Origin of the sequence: Stutzerimonas azotifigens (assembly GCF_013522725.1) — a bacterium.
In the GTDB taxonomy this organism is placed as follows: domain Bacteria; phylum Pseudomonadota; class Gammaproteobacteria; order Pseudomonadales; family Pseudomonadaceae; genus Stutzerimonas; species Stutzerimonas azotifigens_A.
Genome location: NZ_JAAMRF010000002.1, coordinates 482,580 through 496,231 on the forward strand (window position 1 = coordinate 482,580; position 13,652 = coordinate 496,231).

A 13,652-nucleotide genomic window follows, 5' to 3' on the forward strand; every position below is an offset into this window, starting at 1 on the left:
CCTGCGCAGTCGGCTGCGTATCAAGGACTGCCCATGGACACCAAACTGCTCGATATCCTGGCCTGCCCGCTTTGCAAGGGGCCGCTGCGTCTTGAGGCCGACAAGACCGAACTCGTGTGCCGCGCCGATGGCCTGGCCTTCCCGGTGCGCGATGGGATTCCGGTGATGCTGGAAAGTGAAGCGCGCACATTGGACGTGGATGAGCGCCTGGACAAATGAGCGACCTCTATACCGTGGTGATCCCGGCGCGCTACGCTTCGAGCCGACTGCCTGGCAAGCCCCTGCAGGAGATTGCCGGCAAGCCGATGATTCGCCACGTATGGGAGCGTGCCAGCAGCAGTTCTGCCGCGCGGGTAGTGGTCGCGACTGACGATGCGCGCATTCTCGATGCATGCCGCGGCTTTGGTGCCGAGGCGCTGATGACGCGTGCCGACCACAACTCCGGTACCGATCGTCTGGCGGAGGTCGCCGCGCAGCTCGGCCTTGCCGCGGATGCGATCGTGGTCAATGTGCAGGGTGACGAGCCGTTGATTCCGCCAGCGGTCATCGATCAGGTGGCGGCGAACCTCGCAGCTCATCCCGAGGCGGCGATCGCGACGCTGGCCGAGCCGCTGCATGACGCGGCGAGCCTGTTCAATCCCAACGTGGTCAAGGTCCTGACCGACCGCGATGGGCTAGCACTGACGTTCAGTCGGGCGCCCTTGCCCTGGGCGCGCGACGATTTCTCCAGTAGCCGTGATCGGCTTCCTGCTGACGTGCCCTACCGGCGTCATATCGGCATCTACGCCTACCGTGCGGGCTTTCTCGCCGACTTCGTCGCCTGGGGGGCTTGCTGGCTGGAGAACACCGAGGCGCTGGAGCAATTGCGGGCGCTGTGGAATGGGCAGCGTATCCATGTTGCCGACGCGGTGGAGCCGCCGCCCGCTGGCGTCGATACCCCTGAGGATCTGGAGCGGGTGCGACGGTTGCTGGGGGGCTGATGCGAATACTCTTCGTCTGCCTCGGCAACATCTGCCGGTCGCCCACCGTCGAGGCAGTGTTTCAGCACAGGTTGCGCCAGGCCGGGCTCGACAGCGTGGTCGTTATCGACTCCGCAGGCACGGGGAACTGGCACGTAGGCAAGGCGCCCGATAGCCGGGCGACTGTCGCCGCCGGCCTTCGCGGTTATGACTTGAGCCCACTAAGGGCGCGTCAGGTCTCACCGGAGGACTTCGACCGGTTCGACCTGATCCTGGCGATGGATGCGCAGAACCTGGCGGACCTGCGGTCGATCAGGCCGGCTGCCAGCGCGGCGAGACTGGATCTGTTCCTGCGTCACGTTGGCATGATGCCGGAGGATGTGCCCGATCCCTATTACGGTCAGGATGACGGCTTCGATCGGGTCCTCGATCTGGTCGAGCGGGGGAGCGAGGTATTGCTCGATGACATCCGGAGGCTTCTGTGAGTCTGGCGCTGCAGGAATGGGTGAGCCTACGTCCCTACAATACGTTTGGCCTGGACGTGCGGGCGCGCTGGTATGCAGAGGCCGGCTCGCATGAGGACGTCCCGCGGATACGCGCCGCAGCACGCGAGCTGGGCATGCCGCTGTGGATACTGGGCGGCGGCAGCAATCTGTTGCTGACTTCCGATGTGCAGGCGGTGGTGGTGCGAATGGTCAACCGGGGCATCGGCGTCGTCGCCGACCACGGCGATCAGGTCATTCTGGAGGCGCAGGCAGGCGAGCCCTGGCATCCGCTCGTGTTGCGCAGCCTTGAGCTGGGTCTGGTCGGTCTGGAAAACCTGAGTCTGATTCCCGGTACCGTAGGCGCGGCGCCGGTGCAGAATATCGGCGCCTATGGTGTCGAGTTCAAAGACGTAATGCACAGCTTGACGGCTGTGAACCTCCACTCGGGAGAGGTGTATGAGTTTTCCGTGGAGCAATGTGCCTTCGATTACCGCGACAGCCTGTTCAAGCGCGAGCCGGGCCGCTGGCTGATCCTGAGTGTGCGTTTCGCGCTGGAGCGCAAAGGGCGGCTGCACCTCGACTATGGCCCGATTCGCCAGAAGTTGGCAGAGCAGGGCGTCACCCAGCCGACGGCGATCGATGTGAGTCGTGCAGTTTGTGCCATACGCAGCGAAAAATTGCCGGATCCGCGCGAGCTGGGGAATGCAGGCAGCTTCTTCAAGAATCCTCTGGTGGCGTCGTCGCTGGCTGCGACGTTGCGCGAGCGCTATCCGGATCTGGTCGCTTATCCGCAGCCGGACGGGCGGGTGAAGCTCGCTGCGGGCTGGCTTATCGAGCGAGCCGGATGGAAGGGCTTCAGGGATGGCGATGCGGGCGTGCACAGCCTGCAGGCGTTGGTACTCGTCAATTATGGCAATGCTACCGGCGGTCAGCTGCTTGGCCTGGCCAGGCGCATCCAGGCCGACATCCTTGAGCGTTTCGGTGTGGAGCTGGAAATCGAGCCGAACCTGCTTTAGGGCGCGGTACGAGCGGGGCCGATCGGGTGTGCCTCCGCGACGTGTACGAACTTTCGGAGCCAAAAAAAAAGGGATGCCTAAGCATCCCTTTTTCTCGTTCAAGGATCAGCCTTGGGGCTTGTCCTTGTCTGCTTCGGTCTCGCCGTCAGCCGGCTGCTCATCCGTCACAGATGTTTCAAGCGGTGCGCGCGCAGGCGTCTGCTCTAGCGTCTGCTCGGTTTCGCCAGGCGCGGTTGCGTCAGGCTGCGCGACGACCTGCTCGGGCAATGGCTCGGCTGTGGGCTGCTCGAGTTCCACGGGGGCGCTGGCAACGATCTCTGGTGTGGCGAGAGGTTGCTCTACTGCCACTGCCGGTTCGGATGCCGCTGCGGCCTGCGCTTCAGCTGCTTCGCGCGCCAGGCGCTCGGCTTCGCGCTTGCGACGACGCACTTCGCGTGGGTCGTTAGGCGCACGGCCGGTGCTCGACGGGACCACTGCTTCGCTCTTCACAGCCTCGACCGGTTGAGGTACGGCTGGCTCGGCAGCGGGTTCCGACACCGGAGCGGGCGCAGGTTCAGCCAGCGCGGGCGTCTCGGCTACCATCGGGACTGCCGGAGCGGTGGGCTCCAGCAGCGGCTCGGGCGTCGGTTCCTCAGAGACCTGCTCCCGCGCGGCCGGCGCCTCGACTTCCGCGTTCGGCGACAGCGATTCACTTACCGCAGCGACAGGTACCGCCTCGGCTTCGATCGGCGTGTGCTCGGCAGGTGCTTCTTCGAAGGGCTGCGCATCGGTATCGGCGGTATTGGCGGCGATTGCAGCAGCCGTGGCGGCAATGGCCACATCGGCCGATTTCACCGGAGCTTCACGCTCGGCGTCCGCACTGGTCTTATCGCCTTCGCTGCCTTCGCTGCCTTCTGCCGATTCGATCTCGTTGCCGTTGGCATCATGCTGGCGTTCGCGGCGATTGCTGCGGCGACGCTGGCCACGGGAGCGGCGGCGAGGACGCTCGCCATCGGCCGAGGATTGTTCGTCGTCGTGGCCTTCTTCCTGCTGCTGCAGCTCGTCTTCGGTCACTGTCTCTTCGACACGCGGCTTGCGCTCTTCGCGCGGTACGCGCGGCTTGCGTTCGGTGCGTTCTTCGCTGGCCACGGCTGGCGATTCGCCGGCCTCGTCGAGCGGTGCGCGCAGTTCACGCTTGCGTTCTTCACGAGGCTGACGGTCTTCGCGTGGAGCGCGCTCGCGGCGCGGTTGCTGCTCCTGGGCCTCGACAGTTTCGTTCTGCTCGCGAGGCTCACGTGTTTCACGGGGCTCGCGCGGTTTGCGCTCTTCGCGCGGCGGACGCGGCTGGCGCTCCTCGCGGCTCTGGCGTTCTTCACGAGGCTTGCGCTCTTCGTCGCGAGGACCACGGCCGTCGCGGCTGTCACGGCGACGGTTCTGCTGGCGGCCGTTGCGTCGCTCATCATTGCGCGGTTGGCGTGGCGAAGCGGGCTTCTTTTCAACTTCAACCGGCTTTGGCTCTTCCTTGCCGGCAAACAGGCTGACCAGCGACTTGACCAGGCCCTTGAACAGGCTCGGCTCGGGCTTCTGCTCGGTCGCTACGGTTTGCGCCGGCTCGGTCGGAACCGGAGCGCTGCGCTGAGGCGCTGCCTTCACAGCCGCTTCCTGGCGAACCAGTGTGCGGGTGGAACTGATCGGCTGAGCCTCCTCGACTTCTGGTGGGCTCATTTCATAGCTGGCCTGGCCGGCCAAAATTTCCGGGCTGTCGTCACGCAGGCGTACCACTTCGAAATGCGGTGTTTCCAGGTGGTCGTCCGGAAGAATGAAGATGCGCGCACGGGTGCGCAGTTCGATCTTGGTGATCGCGTTGCGCTTCTCGTTGAGCAGGAAGGCGGCAACCTGGAACGGCACGCGGGCGCGGACCTCGGCGGTGCGATCCTTCAGGGCTTCTTCTTCGATCAGGCGCAGAATGGCCAGCGAGAGGGATTCGACGTCACGGATGATGCCTTGTCCGTTGCAGCGTGGGCAGACGATACCGCTGGTTTCGCCGAGGGAGGGGCGAAGGCGCTGGCGGGACATTTCCAGCAGGCCGAAGCGGGAAATACGGCCGACCTGCACGCGGGCGCGATCGGCCTCGAGTGCTTCGCGAACCTTCTCTTCCACCGCGCGCTGATTCTTGGCCGGAGTCATGTCGATGAAGTCGATCACGATCAGGCCGCCGATGTCGCGCAGGCGCAGCTGGCGGGCGATTTCCTCGGCCGCTTCGAGGTTTGTCTGCAGGGCGGTTTCTTCGATGTCGCCACCCTTGGTGGCGCGTGCCGAGTTGATGTCGATGGACACCAAGGCCTCGGTCGGGTCGATCACGATCGAGCCGCCCGACGGAAGCTTCACTTCGCGCTGGAAGGCAGTCTCGATCTGGCTTTCGATCTGGAAACGGTTGAACAGCGGAACGCTGTCTTCGTACAGCTTGATCTTGCTCGCGTACTGCGGCATCACCTGGCGGATGAAGGTTAGGGCTTCTTCCTGGGCTTCGACGCTGTCGACCAGTACTTCGCCGATGTCCTGGCGCAGGTAATCACGGATGGCACGAATGATGACGTTGGATTCCTGGTAGATCAGGAAGGGCGCGCGATCTTGCGACGCGTCCTTCACTGCACCCCACAGTTGGAGCAGGTAATCCAGGTCCCACTGCAGCTCTTCGCTGCTGCGGCCAAGACCGGCGGTACGCACGATCAAACCCATGTCGGCCGGAATGTCGAGGCCGTTGAGCGCTTCGCGCAGCTCGTTGCGTTCCTCGCCCTCGATGCGGCGAGAAATGCCGCCCGCACGCGGGTTGTTCGGCATCAGCACCAGATAACGGCCGGCGAGGCTGATGAACGTAGTCAGAGCAGCGCCCTTGTTGCCGCGCTCTTCCTTTTCTACCTGAACGATGACTTCCTGGCCTTCGGACAGAACATCCTTGATGTTCACCCGGCCTTCGGGGCTCTTCTTGAAATATTCGCGGGAGATTTCCTTCAGCGGAAGGAAGCCGTGGCGCTCGGCACCGAAGTCGACGAAAGCCGCTTCGAGGCTTGGTTCTACGCGGGTAATCTTGCCTTTGTAGATGTTGGCTTTTTTCTGCTCACGGGCGCCCGATTCGATATCGAGGTCGAACAGACGTTGTCCATCGACCAGTGCGACACGCAACTCTTCGGGCTGAGTTGCGTTAATTAGCATTCTTTTCATGTAGTACCGTCGGTTTCCGGGCTTCCGGAAACGGCGTTCGGCACACACGACTCTCACGGTCGGTGTCAGGTGCGTCAGGAATGGTTGTAAGGCATTCCAGTGTCTAGCGATGTGAGGCCAGTAGGGCCAGCGTCGCGACGACGTCTCCTGCTAACTGTCGGAACAGCAGCTGCGGTCAGGGAGGAGGAATCAGCCATGGTAGCGGACGGAATGACGCGTCTGTGAAAGCCTTTGCTACGCAATCCGATGGCTGTGCATCTCCACCCAACACTTATCCTTTGAAAATCGGGTGCCGCCCGCAGAATCCAGAGCGGGTTGGCGATTGTCACGATTCCCCAGCGGGGGCACGCATCATGTCGTTGGGCTTGTTTCGGGGCTTTGCACTTGAAGAAAGCCCCGTCGGACAGCCTCACGTCCTCAAACATTTGCTTCGTCAGGGATGGCGATATGACAGGCATCCGCAGACACTCCGCTTTTGGCGGCGTTCGGGACTATAACAGCAATGTTTGAGTGCTTCAAACTGGCGAAATTGCTATGATGCCGCGATGACCAATACCCCATCCCAGGCCTCCGGCGTCCAGCTGATCGAGGTCTCGCCGGAACTTGCCGGCCAGCGCATTGACAACTTTCTCCGCACGCAGCTCAAGGGTGTCCCCAAAACCCTGATCTACCGCATTCTGCGCAAGGGCGAAGTGCGAGTGAACAAGGGGCGCATCAAGCCCGAATACAAGCTGCAGGCCGGCGATGTGGTGCGCGTGCCGCCGCTTCGTCTACCCGAGCGCGACGAGCCCGCGCCGCTGGCTGCTGGTCTGCTCGAGCGCCTCGAGGCGTCCATCGTTCACGAAGACAAGGCGCTGATCGTGATGAACAAGCCGGCCGGGATCGCCGTGCATGGCGGCAGCGGGCTCAGCTTTGGCGTGATCGAGGCGCTGCGTCAGTTGCGTCCCGATGCCAAGGAGCTTGAGTTGGTCCATCGGCTCGATCGCGATACGTCCGGGCTGCTGATGATCGCGAAGAAGCGCAGCATGTTGAGGCATCTGCATCAGGCCCTGCGGGGCGATGGTGTGGACAAACGCTATATGGCGCTGGTACGCGGCCGCTGGGAAACCAGCAAGAAGCAGGTCAATGCGCCGCTGGAAAAGAACACGTTGCGCTCCGGGGAGCGCATGGTGGAGGTCAGTGAGGAGGGTAAGGATGCGTTGACCCTGTTTCGTGTGCTACGCCGTTTCGGTGACTTCGCCACTCTGGTCGAGGCCAAGCCGATCACCGGGCGCACTCATCAGATCCGGGTCCATGCCCGGCATGCCGGTCATAGCATCGCGGGCGACAGCAAATACGGAGACGAGACGTTTACCCAGGAAATTCGTGAGCTGGGCGGCAAGCGACTTTTCCTGCATGCCTACGCATTAAAGGTGCCGCTGCCCGATGGGGGCGAGCTGGCGCTGGAGGCCCCGGTGGACGAGATGTGGGCGCATACCTTGGAGCGCCTGGGTGAGTAATTGCGAACTGCTTATCTTCGATTGGGATGGCACGCTTGCCGATTCCATCGGCCGGATCGTCCAGGCGATGCATCAGGCTGCGGACGCCTGCGATCTGCCTCGGCTCGACGATGCGGCGGTCAAGGGTATTATCGGGCTCGCCTTGCCCGAAGCGATTGCTCATCTCTATCCGCAGCTGACCGGTGCGGCTTCGATCGAGGTGTTCCGTCAGCGTTACAGCGAGCAGTACCTGGCGCTGGAACATCAACCGTCGCCTCTGTTTCCCGGCGTGGTCGAATTGCTTGCGAAGTTTCGCGAGCAGGGTTTGTTGCTGGCGGTTGCAACGGGTAAGAGTCGTCGTGGTCTGGATAGGGTGCTCGCGGCGCATCGCTGGGAAGATTATTTCGATATCACCCGCTGCGCCGACGAGACGGCCAGCAAACCCGATCCGTTGATGCTCGACGAGATTCTTGCCCATTGCGGCAAGCGCTCCGATCAGGCGGTAATGATTGGGGATTCGATTTTCGATCTGCAGATGGCGCAGCGTGCCGGAATGGATGCAATTGCTGTGAGTTATGGTGCTCAGGCGCCAGAAGTGTTGGCGCTGCATTCGCCACAACGAATGATCAATCGTTTCGAGGAGCTGAGCGGCTGGCTCGCTGCTCGGAATGCCAGTGAGGTGGAATGTTATGTCGGATGAGTGGAATTCACCGGACGGAGACAAGGAGGACCGCAGAAGCTGGCGTCTGCTGGAGAAGACGTTGCTGGCCGGTGTGCAAGAGCAGCGTCGCGCCAGGCGCTGGGGTATCTTCTTCAAGCTGTTGACCTTCGCCTATTTGTTCGGCGCGCTGCTGATGTTTTCACCGCTGTTGCAATTGGGTAAGGAGAAGAGCAGTACCAGCCATACGGCGGTCATCAATGTGCGCGGCATGATTGCCGATGATGAGGCGGCCAGTGCCGATAACGTCGTGGGTGCTTTGCGCGCGGCGTATGAGGCTGAAGGGACGAAGGCCGTGATACTGCGGATAAACAGTCCGGGTGGAAGTCCAGTGCAGTCTGGCTATATCTATGACGAGATTCGTCGTCTGCGTGGGGAATACCCAGCCATCAAGCTTTACGCCGTAATTACCGACTTGGGTGCCTCTGGTGCCTATTACATCGCCAGTGCGGCTGATGAAATCTATGCCGACAAGTCCAGTCTGGTCGGGTCCATCGGGGTGACGGCTGCCACCTTCGGCTTCGTCGATGCCATGCAGAAGCTTGGTGTGGAACGACGCGTGTATACCTCGGGCGAGCATAAGGCATTTCTCGACCCCTTCCAGCCGCAGAAACCGGAAGAAACCGAGTTCTGGACGAGTGTGCTGGGTACTACTCATCGCCAGTTCATCGACAGCGTCAAGCAGGGGCGGGGTGATCGGCTGCAGGATGCCGAGCATCCAGAGTTGTTCTCCGGCCTGATCTGGTCGGGAGAACAGGCGTTGGAGCTTGGGCTTATCGATGGCTTGGGCAGTACGGGGTATGTCGCCCGTGAGGTGGTTGGCGAGCCTGAAATCGTGGACTACACGGTAAAAGATTCGCCCTTTGACCGCTTCACAAAGCGCCTCGGCGCGAGTGTCGCCGAGCACCTGGCTCTATGGGTCGGTTTGCAGGGACCTACGCTGCGCTGATGCCAGTCAGGGAACCTCGATGCCTTCGTTGGCGAGCATGTCGACCAGTCTGATCAGTGGCAGGCCGATCAGGCTGGTAAGGTCGGCGCCTTCGGTTGAGCGGAGCAGGCTGATGCCCAGTCCTTCCACCTTGAAGCTGCCGGCGCAATCGTAGGGCTGCTCGGCTTCGAGGTAGCGGTCGATCTGCGCTTCGCTCAATTGTCGGAACTGAACGCTGAAGGGGATGCAATCCACCTGCAGGTGGCCGTTCTCGGCGTTAAGCAGTGCTAGTGCGGTAAGGAATCGTACCTGCTTGCCGCTGGCGGCTTGCAGTTGCTGGCGGGCGCGCTCGAAGGTGAGAGGCTTGCCGAGGATTTGCTGGTCGAGCACCGCAACCTGGTCGGAGCCTATGATCAGGTGCTGTGGGTAGCTCTGCGCAAGCGCACGTGTCTTCTGTTCTGCCAGTCGTCGCGCGAGCGCTTCGGCCGTCTCCTGTGGGTGCGGTGTTTCGTCTATGTCCGGGGCTGCGTGGTCGAAGGGCAGGCGCAGGCGTGAGAGCAACTCTCGCCGATAGATCGAGCTGGATGCAAGCAGCAGGTGGCGCATTATTTCCTTCCTTTATATATAGGCAGCGGCTGTAGGTTACGGCTGTAAAAGACGGGATGGAATTCCTTTGACAGGGACAGAGTGCATCCCTAGAATGCCGCGCTTATGTTTAAAGGACCGATACCTTCGCACGTTGATCCGCGCAAGCACGCCGACCGGGAAACCACCTTTGAAGGTGAGATTCCTCTGGCGAGCCTCAAGCGGCTCACCGATCCTCTTGAGGATGATCGGGGTGCGGTGCGCGCCCGTTTGATCTTTGGGCGCGACGAGCAGAAGTCTGTGGTGATCCACAGCGAGCTCGAGGTGGATGTCACAATGATTTGCCAGCGTTGTCTGGAGCAGGTTGTTCTGCCGATTCACAGTGAGTGCGATTACGCGGTCGTGAATGAAGGCGCGAATATCCAGCACCTGCCCAAGGGCTATGACGTGCTGGAAGTAGGAGAGGATCCTCTGGATCTGCTGGCGCTGGTCGAAGACGAGCTTTTGCTCGCGCTACCGATTGTTCCACTCCATGACCCTGAAATTTGCCAGCCGCCGGCTGGGCTGGAAGAGCCCGAGCCGACAGAGGACGAGGTTAAGCGGTCCAACCCGTTCAGCGTGCTGGCGCAGTTAAAGCGTGACCCAAACGTTTAGGAGTTGATCCAGATGGCTGTTCAGCAGAACAAAAAATCCCGTTCCGCCCGTGACATGCGTCGTTCGCACGACGCGCTCGAGCCGAACGCCCTGTCGGTAGAAAAGAGCACCGGTGAAGTTCACCTGCGCCACCACGTTTCTCCGGAAGGTTTCTACCGTGGTCGCAAGGTGATCGACAAGGGCTCCGACGAGTAATCCTTGTCCGCCCCGATCATCGCGATTGATGCAATGGGTGGGGACTTTGGTCCCCACTGCATTGTTCCGGCCAGTCTCGACTGTCTGGCTGAATTCCCCTCGCTGCATCTGACCCTTGTCGGTCAACGTTCCCTTATCGAATCTCTTGTCGGCGCCACCCTCGGTGTCGATCGGTCGCGCCTGCAGATTGTCGATGCCGATCAGGTCATCTCCATGGATGAGCGTCCGGCGCTGGCTTTGCGCGGCAAGCCTAGATCGTCGATGCGGCTGGCGCTCGAACTGGTGCGCGACGGTCAAGCGCACGCGTGCGTCAGTGCGGGCAACACCGGTGCGCTGATGGCGTTGGCACGCCACTTGTTGAAAACACTCCCTGGAATCGATCGGCCGGCCATAGTGACGACAATTCCGACCCGTCATGGCGGTTCCTGTCTGTTGCTGGATCTGGGTGCCAATGTCGATTGTGATGCACGGCAACTCTATCAGTTCGCCTTGATGGGGTCGGTTGCAGCCAGTGCCATGGGCGTGGATCGCCCAAGGGTCGCCTTGCTCAATGTCGGGACCGAGGAGATCAAGGGGAATCAGCAGGTCAAGCTCGCGGCTAAACTGTTGCAACAAACCCCTGCACTCAATTACCGGGGATTCATAGAAGGCGACGGGTTGTTTCGTGGTGATGCCGATGTGGCGGTCTGCGACGGCTTCGTCGGCAATCTGCTGCTCAAATCCAGCGAAGGACTGGCCGAGATGGTCGGCGAGCGCGTCGAGGCACTGTTCAAGCGTTCGATGGGCGCGCGTCTGGTCGGTATTCTGGCGTTACCGCTGCTGCGGCAGTTGCGTGGCGAGCTGACGCCCGCCGCGCACAATGGTGCCAGCTTCTTGGGGTTGCAGGGAATCGTGGTTAAAAGTCATGGTGCTGCCGGGCGCGAAGGATTTCGTACGGCGCTGCGCCATGCCGTGCAGGAAATCGAGCAGAATCTTCCTGACCAGCTTCGCCGCCGGCTAGAGCTTCTGCTCTAACGTGCCCAGCGATGTGACCCTGTTGGACGGCTCGCCATCCAACTGACTAATTGGTGCGTCCAGCTCGTTGGGCGCTTTTCCAAGACGAACAGAACCACAAGAGATCCGTTATGTCCGCATCATTTGCTTTCGTCTTTCCCGGTCAGGGCTCCCAGGCAGTCGGGATGCTCGCCGAGCAGGGTGCGCAGCACGCTGTCGTTCTCGATACCTTCGCCGAAGCCTCGCAAGCGCTGGGCTACGACCTCTGGGCGCTGGCGCAGCAAGGCCCCGAAGAGCGGCTGAACCAGACCGACAAAACGCAGCCGGCGATCCTCGCCGCCTCGATTGCCCTTTGGCGTCTCTGGCTGGCAGAGGTCGGTGCGCGGCCTGCCTATGTCGCTGGGCATAGCCTGGGTGAGTATTCAGCCCTGGTTGCCGCGGGAAGTCTGCCATTCGCCGATGCCGTCAGGCTGGTCGAACGCCGAGGGCAATTGATGCAGCAGGCCGTGCCGGCCGGGCAGGGGGGGATGGCTGCCATTCTCGGGCTTGAAGACGCCGATGTACTGGCGGCCTGTTCCGAAGCGGCCCAGGGCGAGGTTGTGAGCGCGGTGAATTTCAACGCGCCAGGCCAGGTGGTCATTGCCGGTTCCGCTGCTGCCGTCGAGCGTGCCATCGAGGCGTGCAAGGCCAAGGGCGCGAAGCGGGCCATGGCCCTGCCGGTCAGCGTCCCGTCGCACTGCGACCTGATGCGTCCCGCCGCCGAGCAGTTCGCCGCTGCGGTCCAGGCGATCGCGTGGAAGGCGCCGGAGATCGCTCTGGTACAGAACGTGAGCGCGGCGGTCGTAACGGATCTGGAAACGCTCAAGCGCGATCTGCTGGCGCAGCTCTATAGTCCGGTTCGCTGGGTCGAATCAATGGTCGGTCTGCATGCCCATGGGGTGACGGATCTGGTCGAGTGCGGCCCGGGCAAGGTGCTTTCGGGGCTCAATAAGCGCTGCGTCAAAGGCATTAACACCTACAATCTGGACACCCCAGAGGCTTTCGCGGCGGCTCGCGCGGCGCTGGCCTGAACAAGGAGATATCTATGAGTCTGCAAGGCAAAGTCGCACTGGTCACCGGCGCGAGCCGTGGCATCGGCCAGGCGATCGCTCTCGAACTGGGCCGCCAAGGCGCTACCGTTATCGGAACCGCGACATCCGAGTCAGGTGCCGAGCGCATCACGGCAACCCTCAAGAGTCAGGGCATCGAAGGCCTTGGAATGGTCCTCGACGTGGGCAGTGACGAATCGGTGTCCGCCGCGCTCGAGCAGATCCAGCAGCAGCTCGGTCAGCCGGCTATTTTGGTGAACAACGCCGGCATCACGCGCGATAACTTGATGTTGCGGATGAAGGATGACGAGTGGGACGACGTCATCAATACTAATCTCACCAGTCTGTATCGTCTGACCAAGGGCGTCTTGCGCGGCATGACCAAGTCGCGCTGGGGGCGCATCATCAACATTGGCTCGGTGGTGGGCGCGATGGGGAACGCCGGCCAGGTGAACTACGCGGCGGCTAAGGCCGGCCTGGAAGGTTTCGGTCGTGCATTGGCTCGTGAAGTCGGCTCGCGCGGAATCACCGTGAACTCGGTCGCCCCTGGATTTATCGACACCGACATGACACGTGAGCTGCCTGAGGCGCAGCGTGATGCGTTGACCGGCCAGATCCCGCTTGCCCGTCTGGGGCAGCCGGAAGAGATCGCAAAAGTAGTCGCTTTTCTGGCTTCAGAAGGTGCAGGCTACGTCACCGGAGCTACTATTCCGGTCAATGGCGGGATGTACATGAGTTGAATGTGTGACGCCGATCAGTCGAGCTCAGTCATAAAAGCCGTCTGAAAATAGTTATTAAGACGTAGCTGGTTTATAGACAGATGGTTGAACGCGGGATGATGCTGATCCGCTTTCAGCTTGAAATGCGGAAAAAGCTTTCTATACACTACCGCGCAGACCAGCTGCCTGGATTTTTCCATAGGAGTGAAAACAAGGTATGAGCACCATCGAAGAACGCGTCAAGAAAATCGTTGCCGAGCAACTTGGCGTCAAAGAAGAGGAAGTCACCAATAGCGCTTCCTTCGTCGAAGACCTGGGTGCCGACTCTCTTGACACCGTTGAACTGGTGATGGCTCTGGAAGAGGAATTCGAAACCGAAATCCCGGACGAGCAGGCCGAGAAGATCACCACCGTTCAGGAAGCTATCGATTACATCAATGCGCACGCGCAATAAGCTGTAATCCGCTTCGAACCTGGAAAGCCGCACTGCCTTGAATGAGGTAGTGCGGCTTTTCTTTGGTATTGATTTGTACGCAGGCGCTGCCGCTTGGTGGCAACTGTAGGGGTGCTGCCCGCGACCGTCCTTCGAGGGGCGCGACACGACGGCGTCACCAAACGATAATGGTAAGGAGA

Annotated in this window: 15 protein-coding genes; 13 read left to right on the plus strand and 2 right to left on the minus strand. The window is 61.4% G+C overall.

The genetic code is table 11. The features are described 5' to 3' along the window. Positions 1-33: 33 nt before the first annotated feature. From G7026_RS05230 to murB, 4 genes are read left to right on the plus strand one after another with little or no spacing between them, the layout of a single operon-like run. On the plus strand, positions 34-219 hold the full coding sequence (locus G7026_RS05230; RefSeq protein WP_181069697.1) for a Trm112 family protein: 186 nt from the start codon (positions 34-36) through the stop codon (positions 217-219). Next, on the plus strand, positions 216-980 hold the full coding sequence (gene kdsB / locus G7026_RS05235; RefSeq protein ID WP_181069698.1) for a 3-deoxy-manno-octulosonate cytidylyltransferase: 765 nt from the start codon (positions 216-218) through the stop codon (positions 978-980). Before G7026_RS05230 ends, kdsB begins: the two co-directional genes overlap by 4 nt. Beyond that, entirely contained in the window at positions 980-1,444 is a 465-nt protein-coding gene (locus tag G7026_RS05240) for a low molecular weight protein-tyrosine-phosphatase (RefSeq protein ID WP_181069699.1), read from the plus strand. The genes kdsB and G7026_RS05240 overlap by 1 nt, the downstream gene beginning before the upstream one ends. Next, a complete protein-coding gene (murB, locus tag G7026_RS05245; protein ID WP_181069700.1) occupies positions 1,441-2,460 on the plus strand; it encodes a UDP-N-acetylmuramate dehydrogenase in 1,020 nt (339 codons plus the stop codon). Before G7026_RS05240 ends, murB begins: the two co-directional genes overlap by 4 nt. A 105-nt stretch (positions 2,461-2,565) precedes the next feature. On the opposite strand, the gene rne is transcribed toward murB, so the two are convergent. Next, entirely contained in the window at positions 2,566-5,661 is a 3,096-nt protein-coding gene (gene rne, locus G7026_RS05250) for a ribonuclease E (protein WP_219858303.1), read from the minus strand. 545 nt (positions 5,662-6,206) lie between these two features. Here rne and rluC point away from each other — a divergent pair. Genes rluC through G7026_RS05265 form a run of 3 tightly spaced genes read left to right on the plus strand, consistent with a single transcriptional unit; the run spans position 6,207 to position 8,806 of the window. After that, on the plus strand, positions 6,207-7,160 hold the full coding sequence (gene rluC, locus G7026_RS05255; RefSeq protein ID WP_181069701.1) for a 23S rRNA pseudouridine(955/2504/2580) synthase RluC: 954 nt from the start codon (positions 6,207-6,209) through the stop codon (positions 7,158-7,160). After that, a complete protein-coding gene (locus G7026_RS05260; protein ID WP_181069702.1) occupies positions 7,153-7,839 on the plus strand; it encodes an HAD-IA family hydrolase in 687 nt (228 codons plus the stop codon). Before rluC ends, G7026_RS05260 begins: the two co-directional genes overlap by 8 nt. After that, a complete protein-coding gene (locus tag G7026_RS05265; protein WP_181069703.1) occupies positions 7,829-8,806 on the plus strand; it encodes a S49 family peptidase in 978 nt (325 codons plus the stop codon). Before G7026_RS05260 ends, G7026_RS05265 begins: the two co-directional genes overlap by 11 nt. A gap of 6 nt (positions 8,807-8,812) precedes the next feature. Here G7026_RS05265 and G7026_RS05270 read toward each other — a convergent pair whose 3' ends face one another. Next, entirely contained in the window at positions 8,813-9,391 is a 579-nt protein-coding gene (locus tag G7026_RS05270) for a Maf family protein (protein ID WP_181069704.1), read from the minus strand. A 105-nt stretch (positions 9,392-9,496) separates the two neighbouring features. Here G7026_RS05270 and G7026_RS05275 point away from each other — a divergent pair, with 105 nt between their 5' ends. From G7026_RS05275 to acpP, 6 genes are all read left to right on the plus strand, one after another. Further along, positions 9,497-10,024 (plus strand): YceD family protein, encoded by a 528-nt coding sequence (locus tag G7026_RS05275; RefSeq protein WP_181069705.1) that lies wholly within the window; start codon positions 9,497-9,499, stop codon positions 10,022-10,024. Between the two features lie 12 nt (positions 10,025-10,036). Next, entirely contained in the window at positions 10,037-10,219 is a 183-nt protein-coding gene (gene rpmF, locus G7026_RS05280; protein ID WP_138409915.1) for a 50S ribosomal protein L32, read from the plus strand. Between the two features lie 3 nt (positions 10,220-10,222). Further along, complete coding sequence (plsX, locus tag G7026_RS05285; protein ID WP_181069706.1) at positions 10,223-11,233, plus strand: phosphate acyltransferase PlsX; 1,011 nt, start codon at positions 10,223-10,225, stop codon at positions 11,231-11,233. Between the two features lie 110 nt (positions 11,234-11,343). Beyond that, positions 11,344-12,282, plus strand: a complete 939-nt coding sequence (fabD, locus tag G7026_RS05290) for an ACP S-malonyltransferase (protein WP_181069707.1) — start codon at positions 11,344-11,346, stop codon at positions 12,280-12,282. A gap of 14 nt (positions 12,283-12,296) precedes the next feature. Further along, complete coding sequence (gene fabG / locus G7026_RS05295; RefSeq protein WP_181069708.1) at positions 12,297-13,040, plus strand: 3-oxoacyl-ACP reductase FabG; 744 nt, start codon at positions 12,297-12,299, stop codon at positions 13,038-13,040. Positions 13,041-13,236: 196 nt separating this feature from the next. Further along, positions 13,237-13,473, plus strand: a complete 237-nt coding sequence (gene acpP / locus G7026_RS05300) for an acyl carrier protein (RefSeq protein WP_003283670.1) — start codon at positions 13,237-13,239, stop codon at positions 13,471-13,473. Positions 13,474-13,652 lie beyond the last annotated feature (179 nt).